The 19,682-nt window shown below is 37.7% G+C and carries 14 protein-coding genes; 11 read left to right on the top strand and 3 right to left on the bottom strand.

Going from position 1 to position 19,682, the window contains the following annotated elements; all coding sequences use genetic code 11:
• Window positions 1-3: 3 nt before the first annotated feature.
• Complete coding sequence (locus PL_RS07365; protein ID WP_041884855.1) at window positions 4-834, top strand: ferritin-like domain-containing protein; 831 nt, start codon at window positions 4-6, stop codon at window positions 832-834.
• 77 nt (window positions 835-911) lie between these two features.
• On the opposite strand, the gene mqnC is transcribed toward PL_RS07365, so the two are convergent.
• Window positions 912-2,036 carry a cyclic dehypoxanthinyl futalosine synthase gene (mqnC, locus tag PL_RS07360; protein ID WP_041884857.1) on the bottom strand — a complete coding sequence of 375 codons (1,125 nt, stop codon included), beginning with the start codon at window positions 2,034-2,036 and terminating at the stop codon, window positions 912-914.
• 141 nt (window positions 2,037-2,177) lie between these two features.
• Between mqnC and PL_RS07355 the strand changes: the two genes are divergently transcribed.
• Window positions 2,178-3,422, top strand: a complete 1,245-nt coding sequence (locus tag PL_RS07355) for a M16 family metallopeptidase (RefSeq protein ID WP_041884859.1) — start codon at window positions 2,178-2,180, stop codon at window positions 3,420-3,422.
• A complete protein-coding gene (locus PL_RS07350) occupies window positions 3,415-4,689 on the top strand; it encodes a M16 family metallopeptidase (protein ID WP_041884860.1) in 1,275 nt (424 codons plus the stop codon). The genes PL_RS07355 and PL_RS07350 overlap by 8 nt, the downstream gene beginning before the upstream one ends.
• Window positions 4,690-4,700: 11 nt before the next feature.
• Here PL_RS07350 and PL_RS07345 read toward each other — a convergent pair whose 3' ends face one another.
• Both PL_RS07345 and PL_RS07340 read right to left on the bottom strand, forming a co-directional pair.
• Complete coding sequence (locus tag PL_RS07345) at window positions 4,701-6,599, bottom strand: DUF3857 domain-containing protein (protein WP_041884862.1); 1,899 nt, start codon at window positions 6,597-6,599, stop codon at window positions 4,701-4,703.
• Complete coding sequence (locus PL_RS07340; RefSeq protein ID WP_041884864.1) at window positions 6,596-8,617, bottom strand: transglutaminase domain-containing protein; 2,022 nt, start codon at window positions 8,615-8,617, stop codon at window positions 6,596-6,598. Before PL_RS07340 ends, PL_RS07345 begins: the two co-directional genes overlap by 4 nt.
• A gap of 230 nt (window positions 8,618-8,847) precedes the next feature.
• On the opposite strand from PL_RS07340, the gene PL_RS07335 reads away from it, so the two are divergent.
• From PL_RS07335 to PL_RS07300, 8 genes are all read left to right on the top strand, one after another.
• Window positions 8,848-9,318, top strand: coding sequence for a GNAT family N-acetyltransferase (locus PL_RS07335; RefSeq protein ID WP_052496499.1), 471 nt, complete (start codon window positions 8,848-8,850; stop codon window positions 9,316-9,318).
• A gap of 108 nt (window positions 9,319-9,426) precedes the next feature.
• Window positions 9,427-10,896, top strand: a complete 1,470-nt coding sequence (gene guaB / locus PL_RS07330) for an IMP dehydrogenase (RefSeq protein WP_041884865.1) — start codon at window positions 9,427-9,429, stop codon at window positions 10,894-10,896.
• A 206-nt stretch (window positions 10,897-11,102) separates the two neighbouring features.
• Window positions 11,103-12,197: a hypothetical protein gene (locus PL_RS07325; RefSeq protein ID WP_041884866.1), complete on the top strand. Its 1,095-nt coding sequence runs from the start codon at window positions 11,103-11,105 to the stop codon at window positions 12,195-12,197.
• Window positions 12,198-12,306: 109 nt separating this feature from the next.
• A complete protein-coding gene (locus tag PL_RS07320; RefSeq protein WP_041884913.1) occupies window positions 12,307-12,891 on the top strand; it encodes a TIGR00730 family Rossman fold protein in 585 nt (194 codons plus the stop codon).
• A gap of 103 nt (window positions 12,892-12,994) precedes the next feature.
• On the top strand, window positions 12,995-14,623 hold the full coding sequence (locus PL_RS07315) for an acyl-CoA carboxylase subunit beta (protein WP_041884917.1): 1,629 nt from the start codon (window positions 12,995-12,997) through the stop codon (window positions 14,621-14,623).
• Between the two features lie 20 nt (window positions 14,624-14,643).
• The gene (locus tag PL_RS07310; RefSeq protein ID WP_041884868.1) at window positions 14,644-15,270 is read left to right on the top strand and encodes a toxin-antitoxin system YwqK family antitoxin; all 627 of its coding nucleotides are present in this window, start codon (window positions 14,644-14,646) and stop codon (window positions 15,268-15,270) included.
• Between the two features lie 213 nt (window positions 15,271-15,483).
• Window positions 15,484-16,452 (top strand): thioredoxin-disulfide reductase, encoded by a 969-nt coding sequence (gene trxB / locus PL_RS07305; protein ID WP_041884870.1) that lies wholly within the window; start codon window positions 15,484-15,486, stop codon window positions 16,450-16,452.
• Between the two features lie 529 nt (window positions 16,453-16,981).
• Complete coding sequence (locus PL_RS07300) at window positions 16,982-19,672, top strand: glycoside hydrolase family 2 protein (RefSeq protein ID WP_041884872.1); 2,691 nt, start codon at window positions 16,982-16,984, stop codon at window positions 19,670-19,672.
• The last annotated feature ends 10 nt before the right edge of the window (window positions 19,673-19,682 follow it).

The following is a 19,682-nucleotide window of genomic DNA, read 5'->3' as shown; positions in this document are numbered from 1 at the left end:
ATCATGAATATCATTAACATATTAGAAGAAATTGAAAAAGTGGATGCAGAAGTGTATGAACGCTTAAATCCACGCAGAGCAGCAATGAAATCATTTTTTGATTTCGGTTCAAAAGTAGCTGTTGCTGCTTTGCCACTGGCGTTGGGATCTATGTTTAAAAAAGCTTATGGGCAAACCTCAGCAAGTGTGATCGGGGTATTGAATTTTGCTTTGACTCTGGAATATCTGGAATATTATTTCTATCAGACAGGTACGGGAACCGCAGGACTGATCCCTGCAGGAACCCCTGCTGTAGGCGCAATTAATACAATCAGAGATCATGAACTGGCACATGTGAATTTGCTGAAAGGAGCGATTACGGCTTCGGGTGGTACCCCGGTAGTTTATACTGCAGCCTCATTTGATTTTACTGCAAAAGGGAATTTTCCAACTGTGTTTTCTGATTATCCTACTTTTCTTGCTGTGGCACAGGTGTTTGAAGATACCGGAGTAAGAGCATATAAAGGTCAGGCTGGTAATTTAATGAGTAGTCCGGGGGTACTGCAAACTGCATTACAGATTCATTCTGTTGAAGCTCGTCATGCTTCTCACATCCGTCAGATGCGTAAAGCTCCTGCCGGTGGTGGAGTAACGGCTTTGAAACCATGGATTACAGGCGCAAACGACAGTGGCGTTGCTGCAGCTGCATCTAGTTATGCGGGTGAAGATAATGTAACACAGCTGGGAATAAATATTCCGGGACTTGGTTTTTCGGTAAATGCTTCTACAGAAGCTTTTGATGAGCCATTAACAATGCCTCAGGTAAATGCAATAGCCAGTCTGTTTATTAAATAAGAATTTTGGAGGGGGACTATGATGGGGAAGGAAGAGAGCACATACTCTCTTCCTTTTTTTATAACATCAATTTATAATTAGTAATTGATCACCTGCTCTTCTAAGTGTTCGGGAAGATCACGGTAATTATATTGCTGACCTCTTAACTGAGGCTCAAAACCCGCTTCTCTGATCGCATCCTGAATTCCTTTTGCCGTAAAACGGTGTGGCGCACCTGCAGCCGAAACTACATTTTCTTCAATCATGATAGAGCCAAAATCGTTAGCTCCTGCATGTAAACATAGCTGAGCTACATTTTTACCTACAGTGAGCCATGAGGCTTGTATATTTTTGATATTTGGCAGCATAATTCTGCTCAATGCCAGCATTCTGATATACTCATCTCCGGAAACATCATTGGTAATACCTCTTAAACGCTTCAACAAGGTACCATCATCCTGAAATGGCCACGGAATAAAGGCCAGAAATCCTTTTGCATGTTCTGGTTTTTCGCTTTGCACTTCCCGGATCCATACCAGATGCTCAAAACGTTCATCTATGGTTTCAACGTGACCAAACATCATTGTTGCTGAAGTAGTGATATCCAGCTGATGTGCAGCACGCATAACATCCAGCCATTCCTGTCCGCCACATTTTCCTTTGGAAATCAGTCTGCGTACCCTGTCATTCAGAATTTCTGCACCTGCTCCAGGTAAAGAATCCATACCTGCAGCTTTTAATGCACTTAGAACTTCTGTATGAGTAAGTTTATCAAGTTTAGCTACATGTGCGATTTCAGGAGGACCTAAAGCATGTAATTTAAGATCAGGATAAAGTTCTTTTAATTTTCTGAACAGGTCAGCATAAAACTCAAGTCCCAGGTCTGGATGATGACCACCCTGCAGTAATAACTGATCACCTCCCAGGCGGAAAGTTTCTTCAATCTTAACCTTATATGTTTCTATATCTGTGATATAACTTTCATCATGTCCTGGTCTTCTGAAAAAATTGCAAAATTTGCAATTGGCAATACAAACATTGGTTGTATTGACATTTCTATCAATTTGCCAGGTAACCTTTCCGCTTGGTACTTGTTTTTTTCTCAGTTCATTTGCAACAAAAGCCAGTTCGGCTGTAGCGGCATTGTGGTACAAAAACACGCCCTCTTCTTTAGTTAAAAAGTCGAATTGCAGAGCCCTTTGTAATAATTCGGCAGTATTCATACGACAAATATACCATTTGTTCTTCTGTTTTTATTTCACGAAATTATCACATTTGGGGTACGTTTAAATTTCATTATCTAAATTTAAACGGGCTCCTCAGCCTGAATCATTATTCCTATATTTGGCAGCATATATATATTTATGGTAGATTTTAATCGTTTTACACTAGCTAATGGCTTACGTGTTCTGGTACACGAAGATGATACAACACCTATGGCTGTATTAAATATCTTATACGATGTAGGCGCAAGGGATGAAGAAGAAGGGAAAACTGGTTTTGCCCATCTTTTTGAGCATCTCATGTTTGGAGGATCAGTTAATATACCAAGTTATGATGAGCCCCTGCAAAGAGTAGGAGGCGAAAATAATGCATTCACCAGCAATGATATAACCAATTATTATATCACTTTACCTGCTACTAATATTGAAACAGCTTTCTGGCTGGAAAGCGATCGTATGTTGAGTCTTGCCTTTTCTGAGAAAAGTCTGGATACACAGCGTAATGTAGTTTGTGAAGAATTTAAGCAAAGATATTTAAATCAGCCTTATGGTGATGTCTGGCTGAAATTAAGACCGCTTGCTTATAAAAAACACGCTTATCGCTGGGCAACTATAGGACAAGATCTCGCGCAGATTGAGAATGCCTCCATGGAGGATGTGAAAGCCTTCTTTAAAAAACATTATAATCCGCAGAATGCTATTATGGTAGTAGCGGGGAATGTAAAAACAGAAGATATTAAGCTGCTGGCAGAAAAATGGTTCAGTCCTATTCCTGCCGGAGATAAATACGTCAGAAATTTACCTCAGGAGCCTGTTCAGACTGAAGAGCGTAAAGAAACTGTTATTGCTAACGTACCTTTAAATGCATTTTATCTGGCCTTTAAAATGCCTGCTCGCAGAGATGCTGATTTTCAGACCTATGATCTATTGTCTGATGTGCTTTCTCAGGGACAATCTTCGAGATTATATAATAGTTTATTGAAAGATCAGCAGTTATTCAGTGATATTCATGCTTACATTACCAGTAGTCTGGATGAAGGACTGTTTATTATAGAGGGGAAACTGAGTGAGGGTGTAACTGTAGAAGCTGCGGAGAAAGCTGTTTGGGCAGAACTGAATAAAGTTGCTACAGAAGAGGTTAGTGAGACAGAATTAACAAAAGTGAAAAATAAATCGGAGTCTATCATGGTATTTGCTGAGATGAACCTGCTTGATAAAGCAATGAATCTTGCTTATTATGAATTATTAGGTGATGCTGATGGATTAAATACTGAAATTCAGAAGTATCTTGCTGTTGACGCAGCAAAAATACTTCAGGCTGCCAAAAAGACTTTCGTTAGAGAGCAATGTTCAACTTTATACTATTTAACTTCCGAAAATGCTTAACCGAACCCTTATACCTGAATCGAGACAGGTAAATGATATAAATTTTATAGCTCCTAAAAAACAGGAATTAGCTAATGGAATTAAGGTATTTACTGTTAATGCCGGAAAACAGGAGCTTGTTCGTATTGAATTTGTATTTGAAAATGTAAACTGGGATGAATCCAGGCCATTGCAGGCTATAGCTGTAAACCATTTGATTAATAATGGTACAGCTAAACTTACTGCCAGGGAAATTGCCGATAAGGTGGATTATTATGGTGCCTTTTTGCAAACTGATTATGGTGCTGATCAGTCTAGTATTAAAATATATACGCTTAACAAACATCTGGGATCCGTATTGCCTATTTTATGGTCAATACTGAATGAAAGTATTTTTCCTCAGCAGGAGCTTGATATTTTTAAACAAAATCAGCAGCAATCTCTGAAAGTGAGTCTGCAGAAGAATGACTTTATTGCCAGAAAAAACTTTGCTCATGCTATTTTCGGAACTTCTACTTATGGTTCTGATATAGGAGTGGAAGATTACCAGAAGATAGAACGAGAAGAATTACTGGCTTATTTCAGCGCTGCTTATAAGCCTGAAAACTGTACAATATTTGTTGCTGGTAAATTTGACGAAGCTGAATTTGATTTACTGGATGCAAATTTTGGTAAAGGATGGAATAATCAGGCTATCTCTAAAATAAACCAATTTTCTTTTAGCAGTACGGTAAAAGGTGAGATTTTTATTGAACGTGCTGACGCAATACAATCTGCAATTAGAATGGGGTCTGTAAGTATTAACCGGTCTCATGAAGATTTTGCAGGTTTCCAGGTGATGAACTGTTTACTTGGAGGTTATTTTGGTTCAAGATTAATGGCAAACATTCGTGAAGATAAAGGATATACTTATGGTATCGGTTCTGCTATAGTGTCTTTAAAGGATGCCGGTTACTTTTTCATTTCGACGGAAGTCGGAGCTGATGTTTGCAGTCTCGCATTAATAGAAATAGAAAAGGAGATTGATTTGCTGAAAGCTGAGCTGGTTTCTGAAGAAGAACTGGACCTTGTACGGAACTATATGTTAGGTTCGATGCTTGGAAGCCTTGAAAATGCATTCTCTCATGCTGATAAATTTAAAAACATCTATTTTTCAGGATTAGGGTATGATTATTATGATAATTATATTCACACTGTAAAATCCATTACGGCTGAAGAGATAAAGATTTTAGCTAATAAATATATGAATACAGCTGATTTCACTAAAGTTGTAGTAGGGAAAAAATAAGTGAGTACTGGCTAATTAATTTTAGCCAGTACTGCTTTCTGTTTATCCGCCATATAGACTTTCTTGTAAAAATCTACCAGATCTTTATATTTTTCAGGAGCATATTTCTTACTGTTCATCGTCTGATTTCGGGTATAGACGATCGTATTATCTTTTAGTGTTACCTGAGCTGTATATCTGCCAAATTCTGATTCCACTGAGATATCCTGAGGGATAAACTCTACTTTGTAGCCCTGTGGCAAAGTATAAGTGATCACATCCGTATCCTTGAATCCATAAGGAACAGAAAAAGAAGTTTTTCTGTTTTCAACTTTTGCAGGTACACTCTCTCTTCTATTAAGCAGATTCAAAGTCACAAATAATTTATCCCCTCCCTGATTCACCATTTGTGAACTTTTTAACACAATGTCTTCTTCTATTTTCGGGATGCTTTTGTCTGGTTGCATAAAGCTTGCAGATGAGATTTCCATATTAGGTATCCCAAGGCTTTTCATTATTCTTTTCCGTTGTTCTGTGGGCTCCATCAGCATCATTCCCAGTTGATCTTCATACTGAGAGTTGCTGTAAGAAGTTTTGATATGAACATCAGCAGATCTGTCCGGAGCTAAGACGACGGTAGTTATACGGTTCTGATAGTTGTCTTCAGGTTTGTAAACAGGAGTATTTACCAGTTTACCGCCTGCCTCTGTAACCAATAATACAGTTCTTTCAGAATTATCATTCCCGATATATCCCATCGGCGTATACTGACTTGTACATTCCAGCCAGGTTGTATCTTTTGCTGCAGGGACACAAAGGATCATGTGATTGGCCTGTCCAAAACTTGCATATTTTGTATTAAGCGAAGGTATACCGGATCCAAGAATGACCAGGTTTGATTGTATGCCAGCTTCAGATAACAGGGCTTTCATATAATTCGATAACGCTTTACAATCACCATAATTTACTGCTGCTACTTTATCTGCTGTTATTGGTCTGAAACCTCCAACTCCGAGCTGAACACTTACATACCTTGTGTTTGATTGTAAATACTGATAAAGGACAGCAATCTTTTCCCTGTCAGTTCTGGTGCTGGCAATCAACCTCTGAACATTGGCTTTAGTTGTTTCTGGCAGAGGCTGCACGGTATTACTTAACTGATAGATCCAGGAGCCAAGATTTTTCCAGTTTTCGACGTTGCCTTTTGAATTGTCATATTCAAAATCATTTGGCGAAACCATTACCCATGGCGTAACGGCCTTCAATCCTGTCGACATAGGTTCATATTCAAATGATTTGATATGCTGACAAGACCATTTATAAGTTACTTTATCATTAATTACAGCCGAATCTGTTTTAAGATCCTGGCTTTTCAGATATTTAAACGTAATTGTCTTTGGGATCTGTAGCGTGTAAACAGATTTTTCCAATGCACAATCATATGAGCCTATTGGTGTCCAGGAAGGAAAAGAGATATAACCATTATAGCTTTTTTCATAGCTATACTCAATAGTATACGGATAGGTTGCATTTAAAAATTCGAGTTTTTTAATGCGGTTATCATCATACATTGTTCCATCTGAAGTAATACTTTCGTCTTTGAAATCAGAGGTTTTATAAGTTCTGATTTTTATTCCTTTTGCATCGTACATTACTGCTTTAAGATTATATACGGAAGAAAACTTATCATAATATTCAGACATCACAGCATTACCCTCACCATTTTTACTCAGAATTGTGATTGCCGTTTTATAGCTCATGATAGCACTATTCTGACTTTTAATCACGAGATTCTGCTCTTCATTGCGAACAACTACAGTTGATTTTTGCATTAAATCTGCAGGGATATTGGCAACATCATAAACTTCCTGTGCATTAGTTATAATTGTACAGCTTATCAGGAAAGGGAAAAGAAAAATACTTAGTCTCATATTTTTTTGAATACTATTTGTTCAGCTTGTTTACGGATGATGTTTTTATAGAGCTCTTTTAAATTATAGTATTCCTCGGGCGTGAAAATTGGTTTTAGAATGGAAATTTTACTGACCATACTCAATCTGTTTCCTTCGGTAGTATAGAGCATTGTAAATGATCCACCGCCATCTGGTAAAGTGAATTTTTCACTTTTAGGAAGTTGATCCAGTTTGTAATCTGACGGGAACTCAATGGATAAATGATAGTTATGCTCATTTGGATGTGCAAAGTCCACAGGATAGTTCCGTTCTTCCAGAGTGAATGGGTTTTCTTTTGTGCGTTCAAATAATAATGGCATGAAATAGGAAAGGTTACCTGCTTCCTCAATATTGTCATCAATAGTAACATCCATGTTTTCTATAAGCGACTGTTCTGGGGTATTGAGATTTTCTATTTTATAATTACTGATTTCCAGTCCCGGCTTATTTCTTTTATATTCTTTTAAAAATTCTTCTTCGCTGGTCGCTGCCTGATAAGAATTTCTTCTTTCTACACCGTCGTAGTTGTTTTTAGAGATAGATAGTGTCCCTTTGAATTTATTTTCAGGAGCTAAAGTAAGGTTATAAAAAACACTGGTTCTGCTGGGCGTAGTAAAATCAGTAGAAATCCATTGTCCATCATAAGTTGACCGGTCCATTTTTAATCCGCGGTGATTTAAATTGTCGTAACTCAGCAAATCTGGAGTGTTATTTTTATCTACTGCGTCTAATAAATGTTTTTTCTCATCAATTATGGTCATTACAATAACACTGTTAAACTTACTGGCCAGCGGATAACCAGGATGCGTACCATTTTCTCTGGTACTGATGATGACAGGATAGCTCTCCAGACCTGCAGCATCTAATAGGTTAAGCAGGAGCAAATTGATTTCGGATGAACTACCCGATCTTTTTTCTATAACGGCCTTCGGATTGCTGGCTTCGGTATAAACACGATATTTATTGTCCCATTTAATATTGTTTTTGACATAATTGAAAATGAGATTCATTTTTCCTTCAGGGCTGGTTTCATCTTTGATAATCTCTTTGATTAGTTCTTTACCTGGATTTTTTTTCTGAATAAAGCCACCGAAATTCTGATGATCCATCATTTCTTTGATAATCTTTGGCCAGGTAGAAGTATAAGCTTTATAGCCATTCCCCGGGAAATTGGTTGAGTTGAGCTCAAATCCTATTTTACTGACATAATCATCCAGCGTAGTAATGTAACTTTCATTTTTAATTGCGGGAATATTTTCGATGTAGTATTGTGTTTTTACTGTCTTTACAGAAATGGTTTCTGATTTATTTGCCGCGTTGGTTATAACCATATTCTGAGTATTTTCAACAGCATCAAGCTTGTTGATGTCATAATAACCGCCTGCATCGAACTTGTAGCTATAAAAATCGGGAATATTTATGCAAAATGAAGAGTAAATAGTTGGATATTTGCCCTGAAAATACCAGTCATCAAGTTTAAAAATAAAATCTGATTTTGTTTTATAACGATATTCAATAATTGAACCTTCTTTGATATTAGGAAGAGTGTATTTTTTAATAATGTGTTTGTTGTCCTGATAATTGGTGAATTTTGCATCTCCAGCCATTTTACTGACTTCGATTTTACCATTATTCAGATTATAGGTAGCGGCATTGATGTTGTCCATTTTTTCTTCGTTACCCTTACCATCACGGTATAATCTTATTTCCAGGTCTGCCAGATCATAACCTTTTTTGTTAATGATTTTATATCTGACATGGCGTTCAAATACATAGATGAAGCTGCCACCCGGACCAATATCAAAATAACCATTACCCACATCAAAAAGCTTAACGGCAGCAGCAGCTGAATCGGCACCTTTAGGTTTGGTGTCGAATTCTTCAGGAGTCACTTTTCCATATTTAAAAACGGGAAGCTGTTTTTGTGTTTTTTGTGCTGAAACCTCAAATTTTATCAATAGCAGGACTATTAAAAAAAGGTTTATTTTTTTAATCATGAGAGTGTGTTTTGTTCTGCAATTTTAATCTTAAATTTTCTAATGGAAAAACATTTTTAAATTTAAATATTTTTAAGTTTCAGGAATTGTATTCTTCTTTGTGGAAATAAAATATAAATGATAAAAAAAGCTCCTTTTCTTTTCTGCCGTTTTTTTAGCTGAAATATTTGTTCATATTTGCGCCAAATAACTGACCATTTCTAGTAGGAGACTGGTTGTAACCTATATTTATGACGCTTAAAAAAATAGATATTAATAATCTTGTTTATAAAATAAACCATGATTTGTCTACGGTAGACTGGACTTACGTTTGTGAGCTTTTTTCAAAGATTGAATGGAGAACCAGGGTAGAGCCGGAAATCGAGGCTGCTTTCAAAAAAAGTACCTGGACTTTATTTGTTTATTATGAAGATCAGATTATTGCTTTTGGCAGGGTAGTAGGTGACGGCCGCTATTATGCTGTAATGGCAGATATAGTTGTAGATCCTGATTTTCAGGGAAATGGTTTGGGAAAAAAAATCATTAATATGCTAAATGGTCAGCTGGATAACTATCACTTTGTAAATCTGACTGCTGCACCGGGAAAGGGTGATTTCTATCAGAAACTTGGCTGGAAAAAACAAACTACTTCTTATATCTGGCCTCAGGGACCAAAGCAGCTAAGACAACATTGCGAGCCGGAGGAAGGTACAGAGATTTAATCTGATTGTCAGATTCTCTCTGATTATGATTTATTAGAGAGAAAAGTTTCGTATTACAAATAATTTATTTAAATTTGCCCGGCAAGTAATAACTCCTAATTATTTGCTATGCAACTCGATCCCCAAAAATTTATTGCCGAAGGACTAACATACGATGACGTATTATTAGTTCCAGCCTATTCTGAAGTCCTTCCACGTGATGTAAACACCGGAAGTTATTTAACAAAAAAAATTCGTATTAATGTCCCAGTAGTTTCTGCTGCAATGGATACCGTTACCGAATCCGGACTTGCAATTGCAATTGCTCAGGCTGGTGGTATTGGTATGTTGCACAAAAACATGAGTATTGAGCGTCAGGCTGAAGAAGTCAGTAAAGTTAAACGCTCTGAAAGTGGTATGATACAAGATCCGGTAACTCTTCGTGCAGATGCTATCATTGCAGATGCTTTCCAGATCATGACTAAATATAAAATAGGTGGTATACCTGTTATAGACAATGATAATAAACTGGTTGGTATTATAACCAATCGTGATCTGCGTTTCCAAAAGGATATGCAGCGTCCGGTTTCTGAAGTAATGACTTCTGAAAATCTGATCACTGCTGCTGAAGGTACTACACTGATTCAGGCTGAAGAAATTCTTCAGGATTATAAAATTGAAAAATTACCCGTAATTAATAAAGAAGGTCATCTTGCAGGTTTAATCACCTTTAAAGATATCCAGAAATATAAAAACTATCCTAAAGCCTGTAAAGATGAACGAGGCCGTCTTAGAGTAGGTGCTGCTGTAGGTGTTGCTGCTGATAATATTGACCGTGTTGCTGCTTTGGTTAAAGCCGGTGTGGATGTTGTTACAGTTGATACTGCTCACGGACATTCGAAAGGTGTTATTGATATGGTTAAGGCTATTAAAGCCCGTTTCCCTGATTTACAGGTTATTGCCGGTAATATTGCTACTGCAGATGCTGCTCTGGCACTTGCTGAAGCTGGTGCTGATGCTGTTAAAGTGGGTATTGGACCAGGTTCAATCTGTACAACAAGAATTATTGCAGGTGTGGGAGTACCTCAGTTATATGCAGTTTATGAATGTGCGCAGGCTTTAAAAGGCACAGGTATCCCTGTTATAGCTGATGGTGGTATCAAACAAACGGGTGATATTGTTAAGGCTCTTGCCGCTGGTGCAAGTTCAATTATGGCAGGTTCATTATTCGCCGGAGTAGAAGAGTCACCAGGAGAGACTATTATATATGAAGGACGTAAATTTAAATCTTATCGTGGTATGGGATCTGTTGAGGCAATGCAACATGGTTCTAAAGATCGTTATTTCCAGGATGAAGAAGATGTGGTAACTAAACTGGTTCCTGAAGGTATTGTAGGCAGAGTTCCTTATAAGGGAACATTGGCTGAAGTTATATATCAATATGTTGGTGGCCTGAGAGCTGGTATGCATTATTGTGGTGCTGCAACTATTGAAGAGTTACAGGAAGCTAAGTTTGTTAGAATTACTGCAGCAGGTATGAGAGAAAGTCATCCACATGATATTTCTATTACTAAAGAAGCTCCAAATTATTCTCGCTAGGATTTATCCTGTACTTTATTGAAAATATGCTATGTATTCACATAGCATATTTTTTTTGTTCTGATGTTAACGGGTTCAACCAGGTAATAATCCATTGGTATGAAGAAATAATTATTTCAGTTTATGTTCATCATGTGTTGTAGGGTGTTAATTATTTTTTATTTTAGTGAACTGATTATCAGTGTTCAACATGAAACGATATAAGAATGAAAAATCTGAAAGTAATCTTTTCCATTGGGTTATTAGCCCTGCTTATCTCTTGTTCTAAAAAGAGTAATCCTACGCCCGATCCCGTTAAACCACCTATAGTAGTTCCACCTGATCCCGTTAGAACAAGGGATGTTTATGTAGCAGGCTGGGATTATAGTAATAAAATGTATTCTGTGGCCACTCTATGGAAAAATGGGACTGCTACCGCATTAACTGATGGAACAGCAGACAGGGCAGAAGCATATTCTGTTTATGTAAGCGGAACTGACGTTTATGTAGCAGGTATTGATGGTGGAAAGTGTGTGATTTGGAAAAATGGAGCTCCTACTGTACTGGCTACAGATCTGTATTCATCTGTTTATTCTGTTTTTGTAAATGGAACAGACGTTTATGTTTCCGGCTTTAGCCATGGATTAGCAACTATATGGAAAAATGGAGTGGCTGTCAGATTGACCAGCGGACCGGAGTTTTCCAGGGCTTATGCAATTTATGTTAATGGAGGAGATGTATATGCAGCTGGTTATGAATATAACAAAGAGCAAAAATGTGTGGCCATGATGTGGAAAAATGGAATTGCCACGCAATTAAGTGATGGTACCAGACAGGCTACCGCAAAATCTATTGCTGTAAGTGGTAATGATGTTTATGTTGCAGGCACAGAAAATGTAGATCCTGCTGACCGGGATCTGGCAGGTAATGAAAGTTCAAGTGTAATTCCTTTACCAAGATCTATTGCCAGAATATGGAAAAATGGAGTGATTGCCAATCTCACAACAGGAGACAAACAAGCAGTTGCAAATTCTGTTTTTGTAAATGGAGCAGATGTGTTTGTTGCAGGATATGAATATGATGGTAGTACATCCAGAGCTATTTTATGGAAAAATATGAAGCCCGCAGGTTTGAACGCACCTACTGAGGGTGGTGTCAGGAAATCTTCTGCAAATTCTGTATTTGTCCATAACGGGGATGTTTATGTGGCAGGTAATAGTGGTGTGACAGCCAGAACGTGGGTAAATATAATTGATCCGGGCTCACTTGTTTTAGGAAAGGGTGGAGCTGTTGCGAATGCTGTTTTTGTTAAACAGTTGTAGTCCTTGTCCAGCATAAAGTAAAAAGAAATTAATGCTTGTTGAAAATATTTCGGCAAGCATTGTTGTTTTAAAATCTATTTAAGGCATTTTTGTTGAAAATTATATGCTGATGAAATCGATTTGTGTTTATTGTGGAGCCAATTTTAATGGCGATCCTGTTCTAAGAGCAGCTGTGGAGAATCTGGCTCAGGCATTTGTAGATCATGATATACGTTTGATTTATGGTGGGGGCAGTGTTGGAGTAATGGGGATTATTTCGGAAGAAGTTTTGAAACGCAAAGGACTGGTAACTGGAGTGATACCTCAGTTTTTATTAGATAAGGAAGTTGGGAATCTTGAAGTTACTGAACTGATTGTTACGGAAAATATGCATCAGCGTAAACAGAAGATGGCTGATCTTTCAGATGGGTTTATTATTCTGCCTGGCGGATTCGGGACTTTGGAAGAGTTTTTTGAAGTATTGACATGGCTGCAGCTGGGACTCCATAATAAGGCTATTGGGGTACTAAACGTTGGAGGCTTTTATGACCATTTGTTTGCACAGCTGGATGTAATGGTTGAACACAGATTGCTGAAGCCAAATAACAGGGATCTGGTCATTAATGCGAAGGAACCAGTTGAGCTATTACAGAAGATGATGGCATTCAAAGCCAGTCCTGACTCGGTTTGGTTTGAGGATAGAAATCTGAGTTGATAGCCCAATATCTGATGTGTCTTATTGACAATAAGAATGATTTTATCTTGTAAAATTTGTATTTCTCTTTCTATTATTTGGTAGAATGATTTATCTTGCCCAAATGAACATCGAATTTAATAAAAACGAAGATATCAATAAGCAGCTGGTTTATGATCTTAAAACAAAGCTGAAGAAAATATACGCAGGCGGAGGAGAAAAGAGCGCAGCAAAACAGAAAGAGAAAGGTAAAATGCTGGCCAGAGAAAGAATTGCTTACCTGATTGATCAGGAAACTGAATTTTTAGAAATTGGTGCTTTTGCAGCTGATGGCATGTATGAAGAACAGGGGGGCTGTCCGTCGGCTGGGGTGATTTGTGGTATTGGTTATGTATCCGGACGCCAGTGTATGATTGTTGCTAATGATGCCACAGTTAAAGCAGGTGCATGGTTTCCTATGACTGCAAAGAAGAATCTTCGTGCACAGGAGATTGCCATGGAAAACAGGTTGCCTGTTATTTATCTGGTAGATAGTGCAGGGGTTTATCTGCCAATGCAGGATGAAATATTTCCTGATAAAGAGCATTTCGGCAGAATGTTCAGAAATAATGCAATGATGTCTGCTGATGGTATTGTACAGATTTCTGCAATTATGGGATCTTGCGTCGCTGGTGGTGCTTATCTGCCGATTATGAGTGATGAGGCAATGATTGTTGAAGGTACTGGTTCCGTTTTTCTTGCCGGTTCTTATCTTGTTAAGTCTGCCATTGGTGAGGATGTGGATAATGAAACATTAGGTGGGGCAACCACACATTGTGAAATATCTGGTGTTACTGACTATAAACAGCCTAACGATAGCGCAGCATTGGATAGTATACGTAATATTATGAGTATGCTGGGTGAACCTCAGTCGGCTGGTTTTAGTCGTGTTAAATCTGAAATGCCAAAACTTAATCCTGAAGATATATTTGGAATTTTACCTGAAAACAGGGAGAAACAATATGATATGCATGAGATTATTCACCGTTTGGTAGATAAATCGGAGTTTGAAGAATACAAGAAAGAATATGGACAAAGTATCATCTGTGGTTTGGGCCGGGTTGATGGCTGGGCCGTTGGTATTGTGGCCAATCAACGCAAGGTGGTGAAGTCAAAAAAAGGAGAAATGCAGTTTGGCGGAGTAATTTATTCTGACAGTGCTGATAAAGCTGCCCGTTTTATCATGAACTGTAATCAGAAAAAAATTCCTCTTGTTTTTCTGCAGGATGTAACGGGGTTCATGGTTGGAAGCAGATCTGAGCAGGGTGGGATTATTAAAGATGGTGCCAAAATGGTAAATGCCGTAGCTAACTCAGTTGTACCAAAGATCACTATTGTGATTGGTAATTCTTATGGTGCCGGAAACTATGCGATGTGTGGTAAAGCTTATGATCCGCGGTTAATTTATGCATGGCCAACAGCTAAAATAGCCGTGATGGGTGGTTCTCAGGCAGCAAAAACCTTGTTACAGATTCAGGCAGCTTCATTAAAATCCAAAGGCGAAACTATTACTCCTGAAAAAGAAGCTGAATTATTGAACGAGATTACGGAAAGATATGATAGCCAGACGACTCCGTTTTATGCTGCATCAAGATTATGGGTAGATGGAATTATTAGCCCTTTAGAGACCCGAAAAGTCATTTCTATGGGAATCGAAGCTGCAAATCAGTCTCCGATAAAAAGACAATTCAATGTTGGAATTATCCAGACCTAGTTCCTAACTTTGATCTTATAATGAAACGAATACTTGTTTGTTTTTTCTTCCTGTTTACCGGTATAAATGTCGATGCCCAGATTAAAACAGTTTTGCTTGATGCCAAAGATCAGTTTACTGCAGATTCTACACTGGCAGTAACTTATGGTGTATTTGGTAAAATCAGTGGAGATTCACTGTATACTTTCAAAAAGTTTGATTTTAGTGGGGTGTTGCTGGCTTCAGGTTCATTCAGAGATGATCAGATGCAAATCCCTCAGGGTAAATTCATTTATTATGAATGGATTACTCCAGAAAATAACAATAGCAATGATGGCTTTGAAATCAAAGGCAAAGAAAGATTTGTTGAGCTGATTGGCTCTTATGAGGATGGTAAACGCAGTGGCCGCTGGATCACCTTTTATCCTGATGGAAAAATGAAACAGATTATCACCTTCTCTCAGGGAATTATACATGGCCCGTATATGGCTTTCGATCAGGATGGAAGGGAACAGGTTAGCGGTTTGTATAAATCCGGAAAAAAGGAAGGAACCTGGATACTAAATGGTGGTAAGCAGGAAAATCAGTATGCTGATGATAAATTGATATCAACCTTAAGAGGAAAAAAGCTTCGTGAAAAACGAGCCGAAAGTAAAAAAACTAATTAACCGGTTTAACTTTTTGTGCATCCCGCTTTAAAGCTTAATTTTGTATATTAAAAGAATATAAAACCACATATAAATTATATATGTGTACGCAATAGCTATAATAGAAAATATAATTATGAACCCGACATGATTAAAATAATTACTAAACCCGCAGGGCAATTATTATTTTAATCATCAAAGGCTCCATCTGACAAAAAGTAAATAAATAAATAGATGAATACTTCTCAAGAAATAGAACACGTTCAGTGTCTGATCATAGGTTCGGGTCCTGCAGGTTATACTGCTGCAATTTATGCTTCCAGAGCAGATTTAAAGCCTGTATTATATACAGGAATGGAAGCTGGGGGACAACTTACCCAGACTACTGATGTAGACAATTTCCCAGGTTATCCCAATGGAATTATGGGACCTGAAATGATGGAAGACTTCCGTAAGCAGGCAGAACGTTTTGGAGCAGACATTCGTTTTGGTTATGTAAGTTCAGTGGATTTTTCTTCGACCCCACATAAGGTAGTGGTAGATGAAATTAAAACTATTACAGCCGATACGGTTATTATTTCTACCGGCGCTACTGCTAAATGGTTAGGCTTACCAAGTGAGCAGCATTACAATGGTTTTGGTGTTTCGGCATGTGCTGTATGTGATGGTTTCTTTTTCAGAAATCAGGATGTAGCCATAGTTGGGGCAGGAGATACTGCAGCAGAAGAAGCTACTTACCTGGCTAAATTGTGTAAAAAAGTATATATGCTGGTACGCCGTGATGAATTCAGAGCTTCAAAAGCAATGGTTCACCGTGTACTGAATACGCCTAATATTGAGGTAATCTATAATTCTGAAGCTAAAGAGGTTTTAGGTAATGGTAAAAATGTTACAGGATTGAGAATTCTGAATAATCAGACAGGTGAAGAGAAAGATCTGGCAGTAGAAGGATTCTTTGTGGCTATTGGTCATAAACCTAATACAGATATTTTTAAAGGCTGGTTGGAAATGGATGAGACTGGTTATCTTAAAACCATTCCTGGTACAACAAAGACTAATATTGAAGGTGTTTTTGCTGCTGGTGATGTACAGGATCATTATTATCGTCAGGCAGTAACGGCTGCGGGTTCAGGTTGTATGGCAGCGCTGGATGCAGAACGTTATTTAGCTGCGAAAGAACATGAAGTAAAAGCTGTTTCTTAAACAGTATATAAATATAATCCTGAAAAGGGATGATTTAAATTGCTTTTTCTGCTTTTGAATCATCCCTTTTTGTTTTGGATAAAAGTCTGAACATTTACCGGATTGATTATTCGGCTGCTTAACATTATTGTTATAATCATATTACATAACAAATTTTTGACTGTAAAAAACACTTAACTAGTGTTTTGATGGCAAAATCATAAACAAACAGGGCTCTCTTGTTTTGTATTCTCCATATTTTATTATAATTTCATCAATTTAATAAGCTAAAGCGATTTAACATCGGATAGTTTTTAGATTTTCGAATAATTTTAGGGTATTACAGTACTTAATTTACTGTTAATATATATCATTATAAAAAATGTAATTCTTTTAAAGACCAGCTTCTTCATTCTTAGGATGATATTCTGCCTGGTTACGTTCTTTGTGTTGCGCAGACTCCAGTTCTGACAGCAGATAATTATCTTATGAAATAAATTGAACATATTTAACTATTATATTCAAAACCAAATAAATACACAAATTCATAATGTTTAAAATTACCAAATTCCGATTGCTCAGAATGCTGTTTTCTTTACTGATCATGCTTACAACATTTAATCAGTTATCAGCTCAGGATCAATATGAACTCAATTCGGGCTGGCTATGTATGCCGTCTGCTAAAATTAAAGCAAAGGGTACCGAAATCTCCAATTCTTCTTTTTCTTTATCTGGCTGGAAAAAAGCCGTAGTTCCCGGAACAGTATTGACCACAATGCTGGAGAATAAAGAAGTCCCTGATCCTTTTTTCGGAATGAATAATAAACTGATTCCAGATATTTATGACACAGGAAGAGATTACTATACGTACTGGTTCACTAAAGAATTTAAAGAGGCGATTCCTTCAGCAGACGGACAGGTGTGGCTTAAGTTCAGAGGAATTAATTACAGTTGTGATATCTACCTGAATGGTAAAAAAGTAAATGATCAGCCTTTCAAGGGGATGTATCTGAGAAAGGCATTTAATATTACAGGACTACTTTCTAAAACCGGCACAAACAGATTGGCTGTAATAGTTTACCCTCCTGATGAAGTAGGTAATCCTAATGGTGGCCAGGGTGGAGATGGAACCATTGCTAAAGGTGTAGCACACCAATATACCGCAGGATGGGACTGGATTCGTCCGATCAGAGATAGGAATACAGGTATATGGGATAAAGTTTATATAGAAAAAACCGGAGCAGTAAGTCTGGATAATCCACATGTAGTTACGCTGGTTCCAGGAAAACGTCAGGTGTCAGGACAACAGCAGCCTGCAATAATCAAGGTATCTGCAGAGTTGAAAAATACAAAAACTATTCCGGTAACCGGAAATCTGGTTTATACCATTAGTGGACAAAAAGTAATTAAGCAGGTTACTTTAAAAGCTGGCAGTACGACTGAAATCAATTTTCCTGAACTAAGTCTGGCTAATCCTAAGTTATGGTGGCCCGCTGGTTACGGTAAACAGGATTTATATCCATTACAAATCAGTTTCCTGGAAAAGGGTACTAAGCTGAGTGATAGTCAAACTGTCAATGTAGGGATCAGAGAGATTCAGACAGAATGGAATTTAACAACCAAGAGCAAAGAGATTCTGGTTAATGGACAGAAGATATTTATTAAAGGAGGTAACTGGATTATTTCTGATGCGATGCTTCGTTTTACCAATGCCAGATATGATACGGAAATCAGATATCATCGTGATATGAATCTGAATCTGATCAGAATCTGGGGTGGTGCATTAATTGAACGCCCTGAATTTTATGAAGCCTGCGATAAATACGGTATGTTGGTTTTACAGGATTTCTGGATGTCAGGTGATTGTAACGGAAGATGGGAAGACCCTATGAAGCTGGAAGATCAGTGGAAACGCAGAAAATATCCCGATGATCATCACTTATTTCTTGAATCTGCTGCAGACATGATCAAAATGGTGAGAAATCATGCTTCATTGGCTATATGGTGTGGAGGAAATGAAATTACACCACCAGATGATATCTTAATTCCTCTGCGTGATTCTATTTTGCCAAAACTGGATGGTACACGCTGGTTTATTGATTACTCGAATTCAGATAGCATGTCATTAAACACCATAGGTGGAAATGGTGACGGGCCTTATACTATTCAAAATGTAAGTACTTTCTGGAAAGACCGAACTTTTCCATTCAATTCTGAAGTTGGTTCTGTAGGTGTCGGAGATATGGAATCTCTGGAAAGATTTATTCCAAAAGCCAATTTAGTGGCACCCGTTTATATCTCTCCTGAAAAACGTGAAGCTAAAGGGCCATCTGAAAAAGTTGATTCTGTATGGGATTATCATAATTATCTGGGCGTAGGTTATGAGCAGCATATATTACCTTATGGAAAACCAGCTGATGTAGCTGATTTTGCTAAAAAAGCTCAACTGGTAAATTATGATCAGTACAGAGGGTTAATGGAAGGTTTCAGTGCGCATATGTGGGAATGGTACACAGGTGTGATCATATGGAAGACACAAAATCCATGGACATCAATGCGCGGGCAGATGTATGATTATTATTTGGATCCAAATGCCTGTTTATTTGGTTTACGTTCTGGAAGCGAACCTCTGCATGCTATGTATAATCCTGTGGATGGTATGCTGATGGTCGTTAATAATGGCTTTCAGGGTAAACAGAATATTATGCTGGATGCCAGAGTATTTGATATGGATGGAAAAGAGACCTCTTTAACAAAGGTATTTTGTTTCCTTGATCCGGCAAGTACTAAAAAAGTGATGTCGGTTAAAAAGATTGTAGATGATCTTTCTGCTAAAAAGGGAGCATTCCTTTCATTACAATTGCTGGATGAGCATAAAAATTTACTAAGCAATAACCTATATTGGCTGGCAGATAGTAAAGGTACTTATTCCGGATTAAATGAACTTAAGGGATCTGCACTTAAGGCAAATGCCAGATTATTAAAAACCGGGCAGGTAGAAGTGTCATTGACTAACGCTGCAGGCGGTCCTGTAAGTTTCTTTAACAGAGTTTCACTGGTAGATGGACAAACTAAAAAGAGAATTTTACCGGTATTTTATGATGATAACTATTTTTCTATCCTTCCGGGAGCTGATAAAAAAATTATCATTGATTATTATCCTGAAAAAGGTGCGGCTATGCCTGTCGTAACCCTTACAAATTATGTTGGACAGGAACAAACAATTCAGATAAACCCATAGAACCAAACCT

Origin of the sequence: Pedobacter lusitanus (assembly GCF_040026395.1) — a bacterium.
GTDB classification, from domain to species: Bacteria; Bacteroidota; Bacteroidia; order Sphingobacteriales; family Sphingobacteriaceae; genus Pedobacter; species Pedobacter lusitanus.
This window is presented reverse-complemented; position numbering and strand designations above follow the sequence as displayed.

What these genes read in the sequence shown, in the direction of transcription:
- PL_RS07365 (WP_041884855.1), top strand. Translation starts at nt 4, where the DNA reads ATGAATATCATTAACATATTAGAAGAAATTGAAAAAGTGGATGCAGAA.
- mqnC (WP_041884857.1), bottom strand. Translation starts at nt 2,036, where the DNA reads ATGAATACTGCCGAATTATTACAAAGGGCTCTGCAATTCGACTTTTTA.
- PL_RS07355 (WP_041884859.1), top strand. Translation starts at nt 2,178, where the DNA reads ATGGTAGATTTTAATCGTTTTACACTAGCTAATGGCTTACGTGTTCTG.
- PL_RS07350 (WP_041884860.1), top strand. Translation starts at nt 3,415, where the DNA reads ATGCTTAACCGAACCCTTATACCTGAATCGAGACAGGTAAATGATATA.
- PL_RS07345 (WP_041884862.1), bottom strand. Translation starts at nt 6,599, where the DNA reads ATGAGACTAAGTATTTTTCTTTTCCCTTTCCTGATAAGCTGTACAATT.
- PL_RS07340 (WP_041884864.1), bottom strand. Translation starts at nt 8,617, where the DNA reads ATGATTAAAAAAATAAACCTTTTTTTAATAGTCCTGCTATTGATAAAA.
- PL_RS07335 (WP_052496499.1), top strand. Translation starts at nt 8,848, where the DNA reads ATGACGCTTAAAAAAATAGATATTAATAATCTTGTTTATAAAATAAAC.
- guaB (WP_041884865.1), top strand. Translation starts at nt 9,427, where the DNA reads ATGCAACTCGATCCCCAAAAATTTATTGCCGAAGGACTAACATACGAT.
- PL_RS07325 (WP_041884866.1), top strand. Translation starts at nt 11,103, where the DNA reads ATGAAAAATCTGAAAGTAATCTTTTCCATTGGGTTATTAGCCCTGCTT.
- PL_RS07320 (WP_041884913.1), top strand. Translation starts at nt 12,307, where the DNA reads ATGAAATCGATTTGTGTTTATTGTGGAGCCAATTTTAATGGCGATCCT.
- PL_RS07315 (WP_041884917.1), top strand. Translation starts at nt 12,995, where the DNA reads ATGAACATCGAATTTAATAAAAACGAAGATATCAATAAGCAGCTGGTT.
- PL_RS07310 (WP_041884868.1), top strand. Translation starts at nt 14,644, where the DNA reads ATGAAACGAATACTTGTTTGTTTTTTCTTCCTGTTTACCGGTATAAAT.
- trxB (WP_041884870.1), top strand. Translation starts at nt 15,484, where the DNA reads ATGAATACTTCTCAAGAAATAGAACACGTTCAGTGTCTGATCATAGGT.
- PL_RS07300 (WP_041884872.1), top strand. Translation starts at nt 16,982, where the DNA reads ATGTTTAAAATTACCAAATTCCGATTGCTCAGAATGCTGTTTTCTTTA.